Here is a 20,733-nt window from a genome sequence, read left to right on the forward strand (position 1 = left end):
CCAATCGTTGGATTGAAACGTTTGTGGCTGTTTAACCGCAGGTGTCTAACAGCCACAAACGGAACAGGCTATCAGGCGAGAGAAGATTAATTAATAGAAACAAGCCTATTTAATCAACCCTTTTCATTCATTTTTTTTATTTAATTGCACTTTAACGAAGCAGAACGATCGCACCTATTGGGAGTTATAAATTTTAAGATCCCTAAACGGCCCGGGACTTAAACAAATTTCAAGCCCAAACTTGGTATGTGTGTGGCAAATACGTGACCATTATTTTGCACGAAACGGACAAATTTATAAGATAGGGCTATTCTCAAAGCATGGGGGTTGGCCTCGGACGTGGTTTTTTTCAGGAGTGTACCTTGACGTAAAAAGCACTATCCTCTATAAATTATAAGCTCTCTATTCTTATTTCATTGTTTAAGTCCCCTTAGCTGTAGTAGGAGCAGTAGCACTTAGAGCTGCTGTAGACGTGACCCAGTGGATTTGAGCTACTGAAAACTCCCTTCCTAAACGTTATAGATGTCTAGAAAGGGAGTTCATCAGAGGAGTATTATGCCTTGGAGCTGGTAGAGCAATCGTTTGGATGATTTCCTACTGTAGAAATGCTAATACAAAGCACTTCCGCTTACTTTTCTAAGATTGCTCAACCAAACACCCCTAAAACACAAAGTTGTTCAGAGCGCTCATATCGGCAGCCAGAACGTTTTCGAGAGTAATGTAATTTTTGAATTTGTTGTCATCACTAAAGCCAGCTTGATTGAGCTGGAGGACAACTTTTTTACCTGTTTGAACCAACTGCACATAACCATCCGCGATCGCGTTTGTGCCGTTGTAGCCGCCAGGAACCAAGCTATCGAGTAACTGGGTGAGAACGATTTTATCAGTGCCAGTGATAAAGTCCTCAATCCGATCTCCCGAATCTTCAATGTTGGTGTAGACAAAGCGATCGCTACCACCGCCACCCGTAAGCTTATCCGCACCTTCACCACCAGTAATGACTTCATTCAACTCGGTGCCGATAAAGGTATCATTTTTTGGTGTCCCGACATACTGAGGAAGGGTGAAACGAGCCACACTGGGGTCGTGGTCACTATCCTGATCCGCAAACTCAGAGTTGATATGAACAACATCAAACTCATCTAAATTATTAAACAGCGTATTGCTCGCCAAGATGTGATCCAAAACCTGCGCGTTGCCTTGGAAGTTGTAGGTGTACTGCTCGTTGGCGGGTAGAGTCTCGATCAGGTTGTTCAGGATCGGTGTACCGACACCACCCGGTGTCCCTTTGAGGATGTTCAAGGGTTCAGAGAACGGAAAGTCATTCAAGTCACCCAAAACAATCACATTTGCCGTAGAGTCTGCGGCGAGGATGCTATCTACAAAGTTGTTAACAATCTGCGCTTGCTGGCGGCGTTGGACTTCACTCGTGAGGGCTGGGGGCTGGGTCGGCCCAAAGAGGGGCAGATCGCCACCCTTGGAATTGAAGTGATTTCCAATCACAAACAGCTTGTGACCGTTAAATATAAACTCCCCAACCAACGGCTTACGGCTATTTGCAAACGCGTCACCATCTGAGAGGTCAGTGTCAACGATCCGACCCGGACTAAAGGAAAGCTGCGGGTCGCCACCAACATTATTTACAGTCGTTTGCGTTGTGGCTGTCCCACCCGGACGATCTACATACGTGACCCGTTCTGGCTTAAATAGAAAACCGACGCGGATATTTCCCCCCGGTTCACCGCCATCCCGGTCATCAGTTGGATTAATCTGACGGAACTCATAAGTCGGGCCGCCTGCCGCCTGAATCGCGGCGATTAAAGTGTTGTAAGTGGTGGCAGCATCAACAACGCTATCGTTAGTCGGGCCGTTATTGTCTTGAATCTCCTCTAGGGTAATGATGTCCGGCGATTGAAGGTTAGTAACGATGCGTTGAGCCAAGGCATTAAACTGGGTAGCCCCATCACCGGGGTCTAAGTTCTCCACATTAAAGGTAGCGACTGTCAGCTTGTCATCAACTGGGTTTAGGGTGGTGACTTCCTTCTCTAACGGACTAGGAGTATTAACAGTGATGGGGGAAGTTGCCAGCACTTCGTAGTTGTTGAAGTTGTAGCCGATCACCCCTGTCACTGTGTTAAGTTGCGCTCCGACATCTACCAAGGGTGATGAAGAGCCAGGACGAATTAGATCATCCTCAATCTGAATGCGTTCTGGGTTAAAGTCATTAGGGCTGATGAGGCTACCCCCACGAGCCGTCCGCCCTGTGGCATCTGCGCCATTGTCATCAAGTACCCAAATCTCCCCAAAATTGTTTGTCGGACTAACTGCTACAGGATTGTTGACCTGTACCAGCATTCCTTCCAAGCTTTCATAGTAATCAATGCCTTCAGTCGCAGGCTCAAAATCACCGCCTGTTTCCACGTTGCCAGGACTTCCAGCGGAGAAGTCATTGTTAATGGCTGTTGTCGGAGGATTGACAATTGTGGGGGTAATCGTAGTTGTGGGTGCCGTTGTCCAGGGCGTAACGCTTAGAGCCTGAGTCGAGGTGTTACTAATCTGGGTAGTCGTGAGGTTATTCGCATTCCCGGCAGGACGAAACTCGCTCGCAGTACCCGTGACGAGAACAGCACCACCGATGCTGACACTGTTGAGAATGGCTGAGCCTGCGGAGCCTGTGAAGACAAAAATCCCCTCAGATGTTGCTGCGTTGGCATCGGGTGTGGGGTCTTGGAGGTAGAATCCGTTAAAAGCTTTGGCAGTAACAATTCCGCCAACATTGAAGACGGCGGCTTGATCGGTTGCAGAGGTAAGAAGGGGGGAGATGTGATCGGTTCCTTGAATGTCACGGATGCGGGTCAGTGGCACATCGTTATCTGCAATGGTCACTGTCGCCGCGCTCGAACCACCGAGGTCATAGTCGCTGGTATCCACTAGGTTGAGCGTGACGGTTTCATTGCCTTCGACTGCACTATCGTCTACTGGTGCGATCGCCAAATCGACAAAGGATTGCCCCGCGCCAATGGTGGCAGTTCCCGTCAAGTTGGGGGTATAGTCCGTGCCATTAGTCGCCTGACCCCCACCTGTGGCGACGGTGTAGTTCACATTCAGAGCCGCACTCGTGTCACCTGTGCGCGTAATTCTAAACGTCCCTGGCTCTTGCCCTGCCTCTGCTGCGTTTGCGTCTGTTGCTTGGAGTGTGACCGTTGTTGTGGGTTCGCCACCACCGGGAGTGCCTGTGATGCTGATGTCATCAACCCCAATCCACTCATCATTCCCAACAGCGTTGGTTGTGATCACCCGGAGTTGAACTTGAGATTGATTCTGTGCTGCTGCTGGTAAGGTGACATTAACTGGTGTGACTTGGGTTGCTAAACTTGGACCAGTGCTGGCATCTGCAACGTAGCCAGCAGGAATGTCAATAAAATTGCCGGATGTCCCGACGCGGTATTGCAAAGCGACTGGTTGAACAGCGTTATCGATAGAGCCATCTACATCGCGGAGATTGAAGGAGACGTTGATGTTCGTAACGCCGACAGTGTTGAGGTACATCAGCAAAAAGGGGGCATCTGCTGTACCGGAACCAGTAAGGGCAACAACGGGGTTTGCAATCTCAAATTCAGCAACACCACCGGTGGTGAAGGTGTTGGGATTGGTCTGATTCGCGTTGACATCTAGAACTGATGTACCATCGGCAACAATGGTTTGTGGATTTGTTCCCGTTGCGGCTGTTAGTTCATCCCCGCGAAAGCCATCGATACTGGGAATTCCGGACCAGTCATCATTCGTTGAAATCAGACTTGTGTTTGTCCAATCTTGTGTCAATGAACCGGTAAGAAGATCGTGATATTTGGGTGCCATTATTGGGTAGAACCTGTTTTGATTACTGGGGAAAATTGTTGAGTTGGTTGGTTGCGATCGCACGGGAGAACGCTATTTTTACTTTAAGGATGCCTTGACGGCGATCGCTTATCCTCAAAAGCTTTGAGGTTTAAAATTTGGGAACTGGTTTGCACTAAGAATGTGCGAGTACAACGAATTTAGCCTGATAAAAACTCAGCCCAAAGGCAATGCAGCACGAAGGACTAGCTTAGATAAAGACTTTTAGCTAAGGTGATAGCCATTAGCAGAGTACCCTTAGCGTCTGATTTAGAAACACCTTGTTACCCTCGCTACAGATTTGAGTCGTGAAGCCAGCTAGACTGTTTCTAAGTAGACAAAAACAGTGAACCCTTGGATACTGTAAACAATTTCTGTAAAGGAAAGGTTAATTTAAATTTAAGCTTAGAAGTTTTTACTGGGTCTTCACCTTTGAGAGCAAATTTAATATGAAGCTGCATAGAATAAAGTTTCCCAAATGGGCGTTGCTTAATCAGGATATGAAAATGGATAACTTGAAAATTCAGCTATATTGACTGACTAGCTTGTTTCATTTTTTGTAGATTGAGTAGGTCATACCGTAAATCAGCAACGCCTAAAAATGAAATTGTAAGAAGATAGCGAACTGATGGAGTTAGTGAGCAGATAATGACAACCCACTGCGGATGGATATTATACCAAGCTGTCGGGAGCGATCGACTCAATGAAGGAAAGTGCGCTAGTTTTTAACCAATAAATAGTCAGTCTTTAATCTTAGCGTGAGACTATACTCCAAAAGCCGAAAATATTTGACTTCAGCGGTGTAGAGGAGTAACTTAACGTGGCAGGAATTAACGGCACATCAGGGAATGACACATTAACTGGGACGATCGCAGCGGACTTGATTTCTGGGTTGGGGGGCGATGACGCCATCTCCGGTCAGGAAGGAAGCGATCGCCTTTTTGGTAATTCAGGTAATGACTTTTTATTGGGCGGTGCGGGAAATGACGCACTCAACGGCGGTCGAAACCAGGATACCCTTCAAGGTGGCGAAGGAGACGATTTTCTCTCCGGCGACCTCGACCGCGACATTTTAACTGGCGGTGGCGGTAAAGATATTTTCGCGATCGGGCGGATAGGAACGCGCACTACAGGCGGTTCCCAACTAGAAAATGCTGACCTGATCACCGATTTTGTTAAAGGTCAAGATTTAATTAGTTTAAGTGGAATCTCCCCGGCTAATATCGAAATTTCTCAAGGTACGGGTAATTTCAGCAACAGCATTGTTCTGCGAGATACAGCAACTAACGAATTTCTCGCGATTTTGGAGGGAGTCAACTCCTTCGATGCAGGAGATTTCACTGTTGGCCAAAACCCAGTTCCGGGAGTTCGCTTTTCTAGCTTCAACGCTTCTTTGAACCGCAGTAGTGCAGGTCGGTTAATTACAGATTTATCTACTCCCAACAACCAGCAAGCAAAGAATGTCGCTGAAACAATTCAGCGGGTAAATCCAGATGTTTTGTTAATTAACGAATTTGACTACGACAGCAGCAGCACAGCGCTAAATTTGTTTCAGCAAAACTATCTGTCTGTCAGTCAAAATGGCGCAACTCCTGTTAATTATCCCTTTCGCTATACTGCCCCTTCTAACACGGGCATTGCTTCGGGTTTAGATTTAGACAATAACGGTTCCGCTGTTACACAAATTGGCGTAAACGGATACGGCAACGACGCTTTCGGATTTGGGGATTTTCCCGGACAATACGGAATGGCTGTGTACTCAAAATATCCCATTGATACTGCCAATATTCGCACGTTCCAAAACTTCCTTTGGAAAGATATGCCAGGGGCATTATTGCCGGATGACCCGTCTACCCCCGCAGCAAATGACTATTACTCGCCTGATGAATTAAACGCATTTCGCCTTTCGTCAAAGAGTCACTGGGATGTGCCAATTAATATTAACGGCGAGATTGTTCACGCTTTAGTCAGTCATCCGACCCCGCCTGTATTTGACGGCCCTGAAGACAGAAACGGCAAGCGAAATCATGATGAAATTCGCTTTTGGGCAGATTACGTTACTCCCGGCAAAGGTAGTTATATTTACGACGATCGCCGCACAGTTGGCGGACTTGCGCCCAATGCTAGTTTCGTAATTATGGGCGACCAAAATGCCGATCCTGTTGATGGGGATAGTTTTGACAATGCGATTTTGCAGTTGCTAGATAACTCGCGAGTAAATACAGGAGTCACTAGCGCAATTCCTGCAAGTTTAGGCGGTATTCAACAAGTAGCAGATGGCGGCAATAATGTCAATCAAAAAGGCAATCCGGCTTTTGATACGGCGGATTTTGGAGATGCAGGAAATAACCCAGGAAATCTGCGAGTTGATTATGTTTTGCCGTCGGCTGACTTGCCGATTAATGATGCTGGGGTATTTTGGCCTTTGACGACAGATCCGCTGTACAGATTGGTGGGCGATCGCCAAACTGCGGAAAATACTCCTACTTCTGACCACAGTTTAGTTTGGGCAGATGTTGCTGTGGGCGATCGCTCTCCCAGCACCAGTGTCAGAAATATCAACTTCATCGGACAAGCTACTTATCCAACAGGTTCCGTCACGGTCGAAGGCACACAACTTGGCGGACTTTCTGGCATTGATTACGACGCAATTAACAACCGCTATTACACTATTTCTGACGATCGTTCGGACAGAAATCCAGCCCGATTCTATACTCTCAACATCGATTTAAGTTCTGGTTCGCTGTCTAGTTCGGGGATTAATTTCTCTGGGGTGACAACTCTGCTCAACCAAAACAATCAACCTTTTGCTACTAATACCATCGACCCGGAAGGCATCGGTTTAACGAGTAACGGCACTGTGTTTGTTTCCTCAGAAGGCGAAGTCACTACCTTGGCTGGTAGACTTCAGAGTCCATTTGTCAACGAGTTTGCTTTAGGGACAGGTCGCCAGTTGCGACAATTACCCGTGCCCTCAAAGTTTGTACCAGTTATAGGTCCAGCAGATGCACCAACAGCGGGAATTCGCAACAATTTAGCTTTTGAAAACCTGACAATTACTCCTGATGGGAAATTCTTGTTTACAGCAACGGAGAATGCTTTAGTGCAAGATGGGTCAGTCGCAACAACTAATACCGGTTCGCGATCGCGCATCCTCAAATACAATTTAACCACAGGACAGCCGGAACAAGAGTTTCTTTATGTAACTGACCCGGTGGCAGTTCCAGCAGTTCCAGAGACAGGCTTTAATACAAACGGTTTAGTGGAACTGTTGGCTTTAGACAATCGCGGCACTTTCTTAGCACTAGAACGCTCTTTTTCAGCAGGCGCACCTGGCACGGGAAATACCATCAAACTCTACGAAGTCCGGCTAAACGGAGCCAGCGACATTAGCGATATTAATTCGCTGAATGCTATTAACATTAATACTGTCAGACCCGTTGAGAAACGCTTGGTACTCAATTTTGACACCTTGGGTTTGCCGACAGGTTTGGATAATGTTGAAGGCATGACTTTCGGGCCAGTGTTGCCGAACGGACAGCAATCTTTAGTGCTAGTGAGCGACAATAATTTTAGCGCTACCCAGTTTACTCAAATATTAGCTTTTGGGCTGGCTTTGGATAATGAAACTCCCAGGCGATCGCAGTCGCTAGATGATATTCTGACTGATGGTGGTGCGATCTCTGCGGTGCCGAGAGATAACATCAGTGTCGAAACTCGCGACAGCAGTGCTTTCATTGCAGACTTCGGGACAGTTTCTGAGTTGATGGGGTTCGATAAGCAGAATTATGCGATCAACCCCACAGCAATAAATCTCGCTGAAATCAGCGCAGTTAGCCAACCGGGCAGTCAAATAGCTGCTGAGCAGAATGTTTCTTTATCTCTGCTTTCTGCCTTGGGAATGGGGCTTTTTTAGTCTCCGTCGAACTCAGGTATTGTTTAAAAGAGCAAATCCTGTTTCTGTAGGGGCAATTCATCAGACATCGCCGAATTTAATTTATGTAGAGACGGGCTCTCATTGTTTCCACCAAGGGCTTTAAATGACACATAATTCTTTTCTGGAGAGGTCTAAAGAGCGAGAGATGTTAAGAAATATGTAAAGCAGCGATCGGATTTTTTAACCGTAAATTCCCGAATGCCCTCGATAATCAGGACAGTCGATCGCATCTTCAGATAAAGCTATTGTAGGCTGAACGGGACACTTGAGGTGGTAGTCGCCGGTGAAAAATACGCAGTTAGCACAAGGGATTTGGTGCATCCGCTGAGCTCGGCGCATCGAGTCGGTGACAGTACGCCCGACACTCAAACACAGCAAAAAAACTATGCCCCAGGCGGACACAAAACACAGCGGGACTAAAATAGGCTGTATTGCCTTAAGCAAAAAGTAAAGCATAGCAATAAAATTTAGCGGTATAAGCCACACATACATTACAGTAGTGGAATTGCCGATCGATCGACCAAAAAGTTTAGAATCCTTTACAGCTCGATCGAGAAACCGGGGAATTATGGCATGATAAGGAACAGTCCTTAAATAAAATTAGAGGAAATCAGTTATGACTCTGCGATTAGGCGACACAGTTCCCAACTTTACCCAAGCTTCGTCGGAAGGCGAAATCAATTTCTACGACTGGGCTGGCGATAGCTGGGTCGTGTTATTTTCTCACCCGAAAGACTATACTCCAGTGTGCACCACAGAGCTCGGTGCAGTGGCCCGTCTAAAGTCGGAATTTGAAAAGCGGGGCGTCAAAACCATTGCCCTCAGCGTCGATGATGTGGATTCTCACATGGGCTGGATTAAAGATATTGAGGAAACTCAAAATGTCACCCTCAATTATCCGATTTTAGCAGATGGCGATCGTAAAGTCTCCGACATTTACGATATGATCCATCCCAACTCGCTAAACAACTTAACAATCCGCACAGTTTTTGTGATTGACCCGGAAAAGAAATTGCGTTTGAGCATTACTTATCCGGCGAGCACTGGTCGGAATTTTAATGAAATTTTGCGAGTAATTGATTCCTTGCAACTTACGGACAAATACAGCGTTGCGACTCCGGTTGATTGGAAAGATGGCGACGATTGCGTAATCGTACCTTCGATTACCGACCCGAAAGAGTTGGAAGAGAAATTTCCTAAAGGCTACACGCCGATTAAGCCTTATTTGCGGATGACTCCTCAGCCGAATAAATAGGTTTAACATTCCTGGAAGCAGAACCTAATTATGTAGGGTGCCCACGGAGCACCTTACCTCTATAATTCCCGCGTCATATCAAATCCGTTGACATCGGAATTATTATCTCTCTCTTCTCTTTCTCTGTGTCCTCTGTGCCCTCTGTGGTTTAATCATTCCGATACAACCGGAATTGAGTCCACAACAGCTTACATTTAGGACTTGAGTCCTTAATCCTGATTTTTTAGGACTCAAGTCCTAACTACAAACAAAGAAATTGTGCAATCTTGTGTAAACACTTTAGATTGGAGGAAAGGCAAAATGCTGTCATCAACAATTGTGTTGCGAATACCGCCCAAATTGCAAATGACAGACGACGAGTTTTTCGAGTTCTGTCAAATCAATAGTGAATTACGCATTGAACGCAACAAATCGGGAGAATTGCTAATTATGCCCCCTACTGGTTCGGAGACTGGAAATCGCAGCGGTAGCGTCTTTGGAGAGTTGTATATTTGGGCTCGCCAAGATGGAACCGGTATTTGTTTTGACTCCAGTACGGGATTTAAGCTTGCAATGGGTGACAAGTCTCCAGATGCCTCGTGGATTAAACTGGAACGGTGGAATGCTTTGTCACCAGAACAAAAGCAAAAGTTTGCCCCGATTTGCCCGGATTTTGTAGTAGAACTGAGGTCGGCTTCTGACAATCTCAAGCCCTTGCAAGAAAAAATGCAAGAATATATGAGAGAACCAGGAGTGCAGTTAGGCTGGTTAATTGACCGCAAAAATCGCAGAGTTTATATTTACCGTCCTGGTTTACCAGAGGAATGTTTGGAGAATCCCGCGACAGTCAGCGGCGACCCCGTTTTGCCGGGATTCGTACTCAATATGAGCAAGATTTGGTAAAAGTGGTAGCAATAAATATCAACTTCTTGTAAAAATTAATAATAGGATGCAAACACGCAAAAAATATGGATATTAAAAACGGCTTTGTAGGCACTATCGGCAACACACCACTAATTCGCTTAAACAGCTTCAGCGATGAAACTGGCTGCGAAATTCTCGGTAAAGCAGAGTTTCTCAATCCCGGCGGTTCTGTAAAAGACCGGGCTGCTTTATACATCATCAAAGATGCAGAAGAAAAAGGCTTGCTGAAACCGGGCGGCACTGTTGTTGAAGGCACTGCGGGCAATACTGGCATCGGTTTGGCCCACATTTGCAACGCTAAAGGTTACAAATGTATGATTGTGATTCCCGATAACCAATCTCAAGAAAAAATCGATGCTTTGAAAACCTTGGGCGCTGAAGTTCGGACTGTTCCCGCTGTCCCTTACAAAGACCCGAATAATTATGTCAAATTGTCGGGAAGATTGGCGGAGGAAATGGAGAATGCAGTCTGGGCAAATCAGTTTGACAATTTAGCCAATCGCCGAGCTCATTACGAGACAACTGGGCCGGAAATTTGGGAACAAACAAACGGGAAAATTGATGCTTGGGTAACAGCTACCGGTACCGGCGGCACTTTTGCTGGGGTAGGAATGTTTTTGAAAGAAAAAAATCCTGCTGTGAGAATTGTCTTGGCAGACCCGATGGGCAGCGGGCTTTACAGTTATTTCAAAACTGGGGAAATTAAGACTGAAGGTAGTTCGATTACTGAGGGAATTGGCACCACCCGCGTGACTGCAAATATGGAGAATGCTCCGGTAGATGACGCCATCCAAATTCACGATACTGAAGCTGTCCGGGTGATTTACCAACTGCTGAGAAAAGAAGGGCTGTTTATGGGCGGTTCTGTGGGGATTAATGTGGGGGCGGCTGTGGCTTTAGCGAAGCAAATGGGGCCTGGACATACGATTGTTACGGTACTCTGCGACGGCGGGGCTCGGTATCAGTCGCGTTTGTTCGATCGACAATGGTTGGCTTCCAAAGGTTTGTCACCAGATTAACCGTAGGGTGCGCTGCGGCGCACCTTAAAATCTAGGCATATATAAAATCTGGGCGTATATGCGCGCACCTATTCCCATGATAAAAAAATAGCATATATTTAGCAGAATGTCAAGTAAAAAAACATGAAAATCACAGAATCTTCTAGGCAAGTTCTTGTCTGTCAAAACCGCACTTGTCGCAAGCAAAATTCAGCAAAGGTACTGGCAGCTTTTCAGCAATTGTCGCCCTCAGAAGTTGAAGTTGTTGCTAGCAGTTGTTTGGGACAGTGCGGCAACGGGCCGATGGTGTTGGTGCTGCCAGAAGAGGTTTGGTACAATGGCGTTTGCCCTGAAGAAGTTGCGGCAATAACTGAGCAACATTTGCGGGGAGGAAAGCCAGTGGAAAGGATGCTTTATCGCAAGTTTCACCGACTTTCTAAGTAGTCGTGAGCCCGCGTTTAAAATTCTTCGGCAAACAACCGACGGAGAATTTCCGTGACTTCGGCGGCGACTCTGGCGTCTTGTTCGATCGCTAGGCGATCGACACTGGTGGAACCGCCTACAGGTTTTTCGGCCCGCAAACTCATGGCTAAAGTTCTGAGTTTTGCCGGCTTTCCCGCCGCTTTCGGCCGCTCGTCAACAAACCGCACTAAAGCCACATAAACTGTTTCTAGGGTTCCCCTGATCGAGCTCAGTCCGTAACCCAATTTTGAGATAATTACTGGAGAAGTTATAAGGCTATCCATCCCCAAAGTTTTAATTGCTACGTCCACATATCGAGCGCTATCATGTCCCATTGCTCTGACAATGCTTTCTAAGCTGTTCCACTGAGATCCTTTCATGCGCGATCGCTGTTCGATATGGAAGTGCCATCCTAACATGGAAATTAGCCTGGTCAAGTCATAAGCAGATACGGAATTTTTTTGTTTGGTGCTGTTTAATGCGGCACTTAGCAGCACTTGTTTTTTGCTGAGATCAAATATTTTTGGGTTGTTGTGATAAGGATTTTCGCCGTAATCGCCGCGAAAAATTAGGTCATTATTGCCAGTAGCGCTCTTCAGCCATTGCTCTAGTCCTATACGAGTATCGAAGCGTTTGAACATCGCAGCTAAGGAGTTTGAACTTGCTATATTTGAGGCATAGCTAATCATATCTTTTGCTAAATCGTAAAAGTAAAAATCGTGTCTTAGCCCGTTGCCATCTCTAACAACGCAGTTGTCAATGTCGCAGTCTGGATATTTGGTATTTACTTGACTGACGATATTAAGGAGTGGGATAATTTTAGTGGCACTCCACTGCTCAATATTGGTAAGTGCGTTTTTTCCCAGCCACTGTGCCTGAATTTTGCCGTCTACAAAAGTACCAATGCAAACGCAGGCTTCTTTGATGTCTGCGTGGAGGAAACTTAAAGCTTGAGAGTTAATTTGAGGTAGTTCTCCCAGGCTGGGAAATGGGGTAAGTTTGAGGGGATTATTGGGGCCGGGAAGAGAGCTAATTACTTTTATGCCGTCGGGTTTCTGTTTGAGATAATCGGGATAGTTTTTAATGTGTTGTTGGTAAGGAGATTTTTCAATGCCCCGGTCTAAAAAAGCTAGTTTGTTGATGTTAGCTTGGGCATCTATTTCCATTTGGAGATAGTTTTTGAAGATGCGCGCTCGGTCTTTTGCGAGTTCGAGGGAGGTGAGGTTCATGATAATAGTTGGCAGCTTGTTACGAATAAGTAAATTACTATAGCTGGTAAAAGTATAGTCATTTATGACATGACATGGGAGGCATTAAGTCCCTCCCCTTTCACTTTCACTTCGAGCGGATTGACCCGCCTTGGCTGAACTACGCAGCTCCCTATCAAGAAAGCTAAACGCATTTGGGATTGCTTTTCTCAAAATATTGTAAGCTCCGTTAACATCCGCATTGATTAATTGACCGACCGATGTTTTGTACAATCCTCTCTTAATTCGCTTGCCACTAAATGCGACATCATTAGCGCCAGTCTTCCCATAAACAGGGATTGGGTCTAAAGCTAGAAAGTTCGATTTAGAAGTATAGGATTCTTCTTGCACAATCACCCTTATCCCAACCAATTCAGCTTTGTATTCCAACATTTCAATTAATCGGGAATGAGGAACACTTACGAAGTTCTGATTGGTTTGCTTCCCTAAGCTAATCTCGCTCTTCCATTGTAGGTTTTTTCCAATTATTAGCGTCCCAATCTTTCGTGCGACGAGAAGATTAATTATAAGCCTGCTGGAGGAGTGCAAGTAATTATCTACTTTTTGATTGCGACAACGAGTTAGGCGTTGAATACGGGATGATGTCTTGCTACTTCCTTTCAATTGAGATTGTAGTTTTGCCTTACGCTTGTTGTAGAACTGATTGATCGATTTCAATGGTCGCCCGTTAATCAGGAGAGGGGTAAAACTCGACTGATTTGAAGTTAACGCCACTAAATTATTTAGTCCCAAATCGATACTAGCTACTGCTTCTGTTTGAATCTGTTCGACGGTGGACTCCGGTTCATTATAAATTACCTCAATTACATAGGAATCACATTTGGGAACCAGCCTAACTTGGCAAATTTTATCTGATTTTATTTGGGTTTTTATTGAGATTTGTGTACCCGAAAGCTTGATAATTCCTTTGTTCAACTGCTTGCTACTAATCGCCTGAATCGTATAGACAAGAATATTTCGACCCTTGACTTTATCTTTGTACTTCGGTAGTTTCGGGCGACCAGTAAATTTAGAGGAATCAACTTTGTAAGCTTTGACAGCTTCAAAAAACGATTTCCAGTTCTTGTCCAATATCATCAAGATTTGTTGACTTACCTTGGCTGGCAAAACCTTGTAGGCTTGATGAGACTTCATTAAACGGTTCATCTCGTTGTAATTAATGTAACCCCATCCATAGACAAAACTCTGACGAATGACGTAGTTAGCAGCATTGTAGAGATTCTTGGATTTAAAAGCTAATTCATCAATCTGGGCGAAACGGTGTTCCGTAGATTTAATGATGTGCCTCTCTGCTAGTTGCATCCAGACTCTCCATTTTTTAACTAGCGCAACAAGTTTTTATTTTACTTTCTTGACTATATGGTACTACCATTGTTTATTGATGCTTACAATCTTAATGAAGTTTTATGATAGTAGGATTTACGCAAACAAACCGGGTTTATATGTTAAATTTTGGGTTAGGGAATGAAAAATTAATGAAGAAACCGGACCTCAGACAGTAACTGCGTCCAGGAGTATATACCTAATTTATGGCCCTACGATCGAGCTTTTTTGCCGCGTACTTGAATGCGTTTGTCGGTTTTTTGTTTCTTAATCCAAGAGACAAATTTCTGGAGTTCTGGGTTATTTTTGAGCTTTTCCAGGGTGTTGAGCTCTTGGGCGAGGTGTTTGTTGTCAAATAGAGAGTGAATCTGGCGGTGACAGGCTGAGCAAATGTCGATTGTCGGGCTTGGATCTTCGTTTTTGCGCTTGGTGTTTTGTTTGGGGATGAGGTGATGGGCGGTTAATGCTTCCATTTGTCGATCGCACAATTCGCACTGCATAATTTTCTCAATGCTGCTGGATAGGAGAATTGCTACTTTTAGTTTAGCGCGATCGGCTTTGAGGAGGTGAATGAAAGTCGATCGATTAACCATAATATCCCGGTCGGGGCGGGTTTTTGAGATTGTCAATTATTGGCAGGTATTGTTGGTGAACCCGCCCCTACGAAAATCGCGGTCGCTCGACCGGACTTGATATGAAAGTCGATCGCACTCTCCAAACAATAAAAAAACCCCCAATTGGGGGTCATACAAATCTCTTGTGGCAGAGGTTGAAAAGCCTCTGGGATCACAAAATATACAGCAACAAAAACAAAATAATCCAAATCACATCGACAAAGTGCCAGTAAATCTCAGTCGCTTCGATTCCGAAGTGGTGCTCGCTAGAATAATGGCCTTGCGTGCGCGATCGCCACACTACCCCCGCCATCAACAGCACTCCAAACGTAACGTGCAAGCCGTGAAAAGCAGTCAAAACGTAAAAGCAACTGGCATACAAATTAGTCGTCAAGCCAAACTCTAAATGAGTGTATTCGTAAACCTGACCTGCCAAGAAAACTGTGCCCATAGCAATAGTTACGAGCAACCAATTCCGCATTCCGGCGGCATCATTCTTTTTGATTGCACTATCAGCATTGTGAATCACAAAACTGCTAGCAATCAAAATCACCGTATTGATTCCCGGCAGCAATAACTCTCGCCCTGGCGTACCTTCAGGAGGCCACACGGGGGCCATCGCCCGATAAATCAAATACGCGGCAAACATACCGAAAAATATCATGCCTTCAGCGCACAGGAACACAATTACGCCTAACATTCGGTGGTCGGGATGCTCGACACCGTGTGCTTCTACTTCGCCCTCGTGGTGGTAATTTAGGGCTGTTTTTGTCGGATCGATCGCTGGAATTTGCATAAGAAATTGCTAGTTGGTAATGAGATGTTGAAGGAAGAAGGAAGAGGCAAGAAGGAAGAAGGAAGAGGACATTAGTGCCAACAATTGCCTGAGAATCTTTGTATCTCTCGTTTATAGCGGAGTCTCGATCCCCCTCAATCCCCCTTAAGAAGGGGGACGAAAGAGTGTGTCCGGTTCCCCCCTTCTTAAGGGGGGCTAGGGGGGATCGAGAGCTTAATCGTCAGATAGCAGATCCGTACTACGTTAGACGTGTTTGTTGACATTAATAACTAATGCCTGATGACTAATAACTATTCGCCATCTTGACTTTCATCAGCAGGAGAATCAACATCTATCTCTGATTCAGGAGCGACCAAAGTGGCAGTACCGCCAAAGAAAGTTGAAGCTTGAGCCTCCGCAACAGGAATACCTGTTTTCTGGGCGTTGCGGGTGGCATTTTCCCTCAGCTTGAGCCTGAGACGTTCCCCTGTATTCTGAATTTTTTCCATGCCGTAATCGTAAGGCCCTGTTGCCAATACCGGCACTCCTTCAAAATTTTCGATCGGGGGCGGCGAAGTCGTCATCCATTCCAAACTCAAAGCTTGCCAAGGATTGTCACCTGCTTTCGGGCCGTACATCCAGCTCCAAATCACATTAATGATAAACGGGATTGTAGACACTGCCAGCATATAAGAACCGACAGTACAAATGACATTAATTGTGGTAAATTTCGGGTCGTACATTGCCACCCGCCGAGGCATTCCTTGCATCCCCAAAGCGTGCATCGGCAAGAAAGTTACAGTAAAGCCAACATAGGTTAAAACAAAGTGAACTCTACCCCAAAATTCATTAATCATCCGCCCCGTCATTTTGGGGAACCAGTGGTAAAAAGCAGCGTAAATGCCAAACACTGAGCCGCCAAACAGCACGTAGTGCAGGTGAGCGACGACAAAATAAGTGTCGTGAACGTGAATGTCGAAAGGTACGGAAGCTACCATGATCCCGGTGATGCCGCCGAGCACAAATGTTGAGATAAAACCCATCCCAAATAGCATCGCGCTGACAAGCCGGAGTTTGCCTCCCCAAATAGTTGCCAACCAGCTAAATATTTTAATCCCTGTTGGTACGGCGATGATCATAGTCGTGATCATAAAAAACATCCGCAGCCAGCCGGGGGTGCCGCTGGTAAACATATGGTGCGCCCACACGATCAAGCCCAAAAAGCTGATCGCGAGACTGGAATAGGCGATCGCCAAATAACCAAAAATTGGCTTGCGCGAATGCACCGGCAAAACTTCTGAAATCACCCCGAAAAAGGGCAGAATCATAATGTAAACTGCGGGGTGCGAATAAAACCAGAATAAATGCTGGTAGACGATAGGATCGCCGTTGCCGGTCGGGTTAAAAAATGCCGTCCCTGCTAACAAGTCAAACGACAGCAAAATCAAAGCTGCGGCTAACACTGGAGTAGCAATCAAACTCAGCGCTGAAGTCGCAATCATCGCCCAGCAAAACAAAGGCATATCATTGAGACCCATGCTCGGAACCCGCATGGTGAAGATGGTAATGGCAAAATTCACCGCCCCCAAAATCGAAGAAGTTCCCAGAATCAAAACGCTGAGAATCCAAATTTCTTCCCCGGCTTGAGCAGTAACTAAACTCAAAGGCGGATAGGATGTCCAACCAGCCTGCGGAGCTCCTACCAAAAAACTGCTCAACAGCAACACGCCACCTACGGGAATCATCCAAAAGGCGATCGCATTCAGTCTGGGAAATGCCATGTCTTTGGCCCCGATCATTAAGGGGATCAAAAAGTTAGCAAATCCGGCTCCTGCGGGTACGATCCACAGGAAGATCATCACCGTCGCGTGAACAGTAAATAAACTGTTGTAGAGTTCGGGTGTGACAAAATCGGCGTCGGGGGTGGCGAGTTCGGTTCGCACCAAAGTTGCCATCACGCCGCCGATTAGATAGAAAATAAATGTTGTTACCAGGTATTGAATACCGATGACTTTGTGGTCGGTATTAAAAGTGAAGTAGTCGCGCCAATGTCTATCGGCGGGCGCTGTTCCGCGAGCCTCAGTGTTTGCACTTTCTTGGAACTGTGCTTGTGTCATAGTTATTAGTCATTAGTTATTAGTCATTAGTTATTAGCTAAGGATCGAAGACCCCGTGCCAGGAACTAATGACTATTTTTAGTGATGAGTTGGGTGAAGTTGTTCTAGGGTTTGGGAATTAATTTTTATTTCCCTGACGTAGGGAGCCAAAAATTCACCGTCTGACAATTCCCCTGGATTGACTGCAACTGCTTGCTCTAAGTTTTGACTGCTAGCAACTTGCTGGCTTTGCAGCCAACCGTCGAATTCTTCGGGCGTGTGAACGACTGCTACAGCTTTCATCGCTCCGTGATAAGCGCCACACAATTCAGCACAAACAACCCGGTATTCGCCGGTTTTAGTTGGTGTAAATCTCAGTTCGCTCGGCCGCCCGGGAATTGCATCTTGTTTGAGGCGAAATTCCGGCAGCCAAAATGCGTGCAGCACGTCTTGAGCTGAGATATTTAGCTGTACGTCGCGGTTGGCTGGCATATGCAGTTCGCCGGAACTAACGCCGCTTTCTGGATAGCTAAAAATCCAGGCGTACTGCAAACCCACGACATTTACAACTAAATCTGCTGGTTTGTCTTCATTTTCTGGGGAAGCGCCTACGCCTAAAGCAACCAGTTTTTGAGACGGAATTTGAGGGGCATTTTGGGGTGTATCTGAGAGTGTGGCTGCGATCGCACTTCCCCGCATTTTAGAGTGCGCTTGCATGGTGCCGTGGTCGTGATTCCCCATCGGATCGAGGCCCCCCATTGAGTTGTAAATCTCAAAACTGTAGACTCCGATTCCTAAAATAATCACCGCCGGCACGGCTGTCCAAAGAATTTCTAAGGGAAAGTTGTCATGCCAAGGCGGCCCGTCTGTGTTGTCTCCTTGACGGCGGCGATATTTAATTGCAGCAAAGATGAGAATTCCCTGCACCATGATAAATAGTCCAGTGGAAATAGTCATCATTGTATTGAAAAGTGCGTCTATGTCGGATGCTTCGTCAGAGGCGGCGATCGGCATCAAACCGTGATTCTGCCCGTACCAGAGACTGATCAGAGTCACTCCGATGCCGGCGAGCATGGTGAGGATGGAACTTGGAATGTTCACGCTGGTACTTCTTAATAGCGACACTTCTTCGCTTGAAAAATGAAGGAAGCGCCTCTGGGTTATCAATTTTTAATTGTAAATGGTATTTTTAGTAAAATGTCTCTCTTAAGGGTTACTTAAGGCTTAGAATTTTTGACCGATCGCCCGCGCGCCTCAAAAATACGTCTTTTGTACCTTGACAAAAATGATTAAAAATGGTATATAATCGCTCTGTTTGGCTGCTAAATTTGAGATTTTTTCTCAAACACCATCAAATGCTGCTGGGGTAACATATCTTTTGTCTCTTTCCATACTAAACCCACGGCGGCCATTTCTTTTTTCACTTGCTTCTGCGTCATTTTGTGCAAACCTTTAATGGGAATCAGCGGGTTTTCGCCCCGATACTCGATCGATACCGTGCGGCCTCCCGGTTTGAGTGCTTTCACAATTCCTTGCATCATTTCTCTGGGATATGCAAATTCGTGATAAGCATCGACCATCAAAACTAAATCTACGCTGTTTTCCGGTAAATTCGGATTGTCGATACTGCCCAAAACTGGCTCAACGTTAGCGATATTTTTTTCTTGTTTATTCACTTGTAGAAAATTAATCATTTCCGGCTGCACGTCAACTGCTAAAACCTTTCCTTCTGGAACTAAGGGAGCGATGCGAAAGCTAAAATAGCCAGTTCCAGCTCCAATGTCGGCGACAATATCGGTGGGTTTTAAATCGAGATTGTTGACTAATCGAGCTGATTTTTCTTCCATGCCGCGAGACGGTCTTTCCAGCCAACTAGCGCCTTGATATCCCATGACTTGGGCAATTTCTCGACCCATGTAAAATTTGCCGATTCCGTCGGGATTGTGGACAGTTCGCTGCTGATAAATGGAGTCGCTATTGGCGGTTTTACTTGCTGCTGCACAGGCATTAAGCGGCAACAGGCAAAGAATTGTCAAGATTATTACTGTTAAGGGTTTAAGGAATTGTGCGAGTTGTTTCACGATATTTCTGATTTTGTGTTTAAATTTATTTCTCGTTCCCTGGCTCTGCCTGGGAACGCAGATCCAGAGGCTCTGCCTCGGTAATATCCAGAATAGTTTAAGATTTAGCTGACAGCGGATTCTAACAATTTAATTCTACCAGAGTCAGCGTCGATTTCGACTTCTTGACCGATCGGCAAAGTGAACTGCTCCCGGATGTGTCCCACCATAGAACCATACCACGCAGGAATATTCAAAGGGCGAATGTGGTCGGACAAGACTTGAGGTAAGGTTAGGGACTCTTGGGGTTTTTCAGCTTCGCACTTGGTACACTGTCCGAAAATAAAACCTGATATTCGATCGAGAATGCCCGCTAATTTAAGCTGCGTCAACATTCTATCGATGCGATAAACTTCTTCGCCAACTTCCTCAACAAACAAAATACTGTTTTCCCATTCCGGTAAATATGCAGAACCCACCATTGCTGCGATTACTGATAAATTGCCGCCGATGAGTTTTCCCCTAGCTGTGCCGCGCCCGATTGTTTGAACTTGCACGCTTGGGGAGTTTTGCATGGTTATAGAGCCGCCCTCAAACAAAAGTTTTTTGACGTATTTTACTGTCAATGGACTCCAAGTTGACACACCTAAAGGGCCGTGAAAAGTAACTATATTAGTTTTAGCATAAATCGCCAATAACAGCGCCGTAATATCACTGAATCCCATAATAATTTTGGGATGGTTGCGGATAATATTGTAATCCAGGAGTGGCAATATCCGACCGCAGCCCCAGCCGCCCATCCCGGTAAAAATAGCTTGCACTGAGTCATCGGCAAAGGCTGCGTTGACATCGGCGGCGCGATCGGCATCCTTGCCGGCTAAATAGCCGTAGCGATCGTAAAAATGCTCTCCCAATTTAACTTTTAAACCCAGGTTATCCAGAACTTTAAAAAATGGCTGCACTTCTTTTTCGTAGTTGAAAGCGGCAGGATTGATTAAAGCTACAGTATCGCCGACTTGCAGGCGGCGCGGCTCGATCGCACTTTTGGGAGATAGGTTAGTTTGGGCGAGGGGCAAAAGCTGAGTACCAATAGCAGTCAGCCCAAAAGTTCTGAGCAGAGCACGGCGGCGGAGAGTCATAGGTGTTAGGTAATTTTTGCTATAATT

At 45.8% G+C, this 20,733-nt stretch carries 14 protein-coding genes and 1 pseudogene; 5 read left to right on the plus strand and 10 right to left on the minus strand.

The window, feature by feature from the left end:
- Nucleotides 1-660: 660 nt before the first annotated feature.
- On the minus strand, nt 661-3,858 hold the full coding sequence (locus tag QT992_RS00255; RefSeq protein WP_333336339.1) for an endonuclease/exonuclease/phosphatase family protein: 3,198 nt from the start codon (nt 3,856-3,858) through the stop codon (nt 661-663).
- Nucleotides 3,859-4,696: 838 nt separating this feature from the next.
- Here QT992_RS00255 and QT992_RS00260 point away from each other — a divergent pair.
- Nucleotides 4,697-7,792, plus strand: coding sequence for an esterase-like activity of phytase family protein (locus QT992_RS00260; protein WP_333336342.1), 3,096 nt, complete (start codon nt 4,697-4,699; stop codon nt 7,790-7,792).
- Nucleotides 7,793-7,993: 201 nt separating this feature from the next.
- Here QT992_RS00260 and QT992_RS00265 read toward each other — a convergent pair whose 3' ends face one another.
- Nucleotides 7,994-8,269 (minus strand): hypothetical protein, encoded by a 276-nt coding sequence (locus tag QT992_RS00265; protein ID WP_333145777.1) that lies wholly within the window; start codon nt 8,267-8,269, stop codon nt 7,994-7,996.
- 160 nt (nt 8,270-8,429) lie between these two features.
- Here QT992_RS00265 and QT992_RS00270 point away from each other — a divergent pair, with 160 nt between their 5' ends.
- The 4 genes from QT992_RS00270 (at nt 8,430) to QT992_RS00285 (ending at nt 11,413) form a co-directional block, all read left to right on the plus strand.
- Nucleotides 8,430-9,068: a peroxiredoxin gene (locus tag QT992_RS00270; protein ID WP_006632618.1), complete on the plus strand. Its 639-nt coding sequence runs from the start codon at nt 8,430-8,432 to the stop codon at nt 9,066-9,068.
- 300 nt (nt 9,069-9,368) lie between these two features.
- Nucleotides 9,369-9,950, plus strand: a complete 582-nt coding sequence (locus QT992_RS00275) for a Uma2 family endonuclease (protein ID WP_333314538.1) — start codon at nt 9,369-9,371, stop codon at nt 9,948-9,950.
- 65 nt (nt 9,951-10,015) lie between these two features.
- The gene (locus tag QT992_RS00280) at nt 10,016-10,990 is read left to right on the plus strand and encodes a cysteine synthase A (RefSeq protein WP_333146687.1); all 975 of its coding nucleotides are present in this window, start codon (nt 10,016-10,018) and stop codon (nt 10,988-10,990) included.
- A 123-nt stretch (nt 10,991-11,113) separates the two neighbouring features.
- Nucleotides 11,114-11,413, plus strand: coding sequence for a (2Fe-2S) ferredoxin domain-containing protein (locus QT992_RS00285; protein WP_333314541.1), 300 nt, complete (start codon nt 11,114-11,116; stop codon nt 11,411-11,413).
- 14 nt (nt 11,414-11,427) lie between these two features.
- Here the strand turns inward: QT992_RS00285 and QT992_RS00290 are convergent, their stop codons facing one another.
- The 8 genes and pseudogenes from QT992_RS00290 to QT992_RS00325 form a co-directional block, all read right to left on the minus strand.
- Nucleotides 11,428-12,660, minus strand: a complete 1,233-nt coding sequence (locus QT992_RS00290) for a hypothetical protein (RefSeq protein ID WP_333336346.1) — start codon at nt 12,658-12,660, stop codon at nt 11,428-11,430.
- A 62-nt stretch (nt 12,661-12,722) separates the two neighbouring features.
- Nucleotides 12,723-14,001 (minus strand): annotated as a pseudogene (locus QT992_RS00295) (RNA-guided endonuclease InsQ/TnpB family protein).
- A 233-nt stretch (nt 14,002-14,234) separates the two neighbouring features.
- Entirely contained in the window at nt 14,235-14,615 is a 381-nt protein-coding gene (locus QT992_RS00300) for an HNH endonuclease (RefSeq protein WP_333102328.1), read from the minus strand.
- A 193-nt stretch (nt 14,616-14,808) separates the two neighbouring features.
- Nucleotides 14,809-15,432, minus strand: a complete 624-nt coding sequence (locus QT992_RS00305) for a heme-copper oxidase subunit III (RefSeq protein WP_333314546.1) — start codon at nt 15,430-15,432, stop codon at nt 14,809-14,811.
- 290 nt (nt 15,433-15,722) lie between these two features.
- Nucleotides 15,723-17,528 carry a cytochrome c oxidase subunit I gene (gene ctaD, locus QT992_RS00310; protein WP_333314548.1) on the minus strand — a complete coding sequence of 602 codons (1,806 nt, stop codon included), beginning with the start codon at nt 17,526-17,528 and terminating at the stop codon, nt 15,723-15,725.
- 78 nt (nt 17,529-17,606) lie between these two features.
- Nucleotides 17,607-18,608, minus strand: coding sequence for a cytochrome c oxidase subunit II (locus tag QT992_RS00315; protein WP_333336352.1), 1,002 nt, complete (start codon nt 18,606-18,608; stop codon nt 17,607-17,609).
- Nucleotides 18,609-18,829: 221 nt separating this feature from the next.
- Nucleotides 18,830-19,588 carry a class I SAM-dependent methyltransferase gene (locus tag QT992_RS00320; RefSeq protein ID WP_333336355.1) on the minus strand — a complete coding sequence of 253 codons (759 nt, stop codon included), beginning with the start codon at nt 19,586-19,588 and terminating at the stop codon, nt 18,830-18,832.
- Between the two features lie 104 nt (nt 19,589-19,692).
- Nucleotides 19,693-20,706 carry an LD-carboxypeptidase gene (locus QT992_RS00325; protein ID WP_333336390.1) on the minus strand — a complete coding sequence of 338 codons (1,014 nt, stop codon included), beginning with the start codon at nt 20,704-20,706 and terminating at the stop codon, nt 19,693-19,695.
- Between the last annotated feature and the right edge of the window lie 27 nt (nt 20,707-20,733).

It is taken from the genome of Microcoleus sp. T3_D1 (assembly GCF_036700405.1).
In the GTDB taxonomy this organism is placed as follows: Bacteria; Cyanobacteriota; Cyanobacteriia; order Cyanobacteriales; family Microcoleaceae; genus Microcoleus.

Coding starts and splice junctions, on each gene's coding strand:
- QT992_RS00270 (WP_006632618.1), top strand. CDS start 8,430: ATGACTCTGCGATTAGGCGACACAGTTCCCAACTTTACCCAAGCTTCG.
- QT992_RS00300 (WP_333102328.1), bottom strand. CDS start 14,615: ATGGTTAATCGATCGACTTTCATTCACCTCCTCAAAGCCGATCGCGCT.
- QT992_RS00285 (WP_333314541.1), top strand. CDS start 11,114: ATGAAAATCACAGAATCTTCTAGGCAAGTTCTTGTCTGTCAAAACCGC.
- QT992_RS00305 (WP_333314546.1), bottom strand. CDS start 15,432: ATGCAAATTCCAGCGATCGATCCGACAAAAACAGCCCTAAATTACCAC.
- QT992_RS00275 (WP_333314538.1), top strand. CDS start 9,369: ATGCTGTCATCAACAATTGTGTTGCGAATACCGCCCAAATTGCAAATG.
- QT992_RS00255 (WP_333336339.1), bottom strand. CDS start 3,858: ATGGCACCCAAATATCACGATCTTCTTACCGGTTCATTGACACAAGAT.
- ctaD (WP_333314548.1), bottom strand. CDS start 17,528: ATGACACAAGCACAGTTCCAAGAAAGTGCAAACACTGAGGCTCGCGGA.
- QT992_RS00290 (WP_333336346.1), bottom strand. CDS start 12,660: ATGAACCTCACCTCCCTCGAACTCGCAAAAGACCGAGCGCGCATCTTC.
- QT992_RS00280 (WP_333146687.1), top strand. CDS start 10,016: ATGGATATTAAAAACGGCTTTGTAGGCACTATCGGCAACACACCACTA.
- QT992_RS00325 (WP_333336390.1), bottom strand. CDS start 20,706: ATGACTCTCCGCCGCCGTGCTCTGCTCAGAACTTTTGGGCTGACTGCT.
- QT992_RS00265 (WP_333145777.1), bottom strand. CDS start 8,269: ATGCTTTACTTTTTGCTTAAGGCAATACAGCCTATTTTAGTCCCGCTG.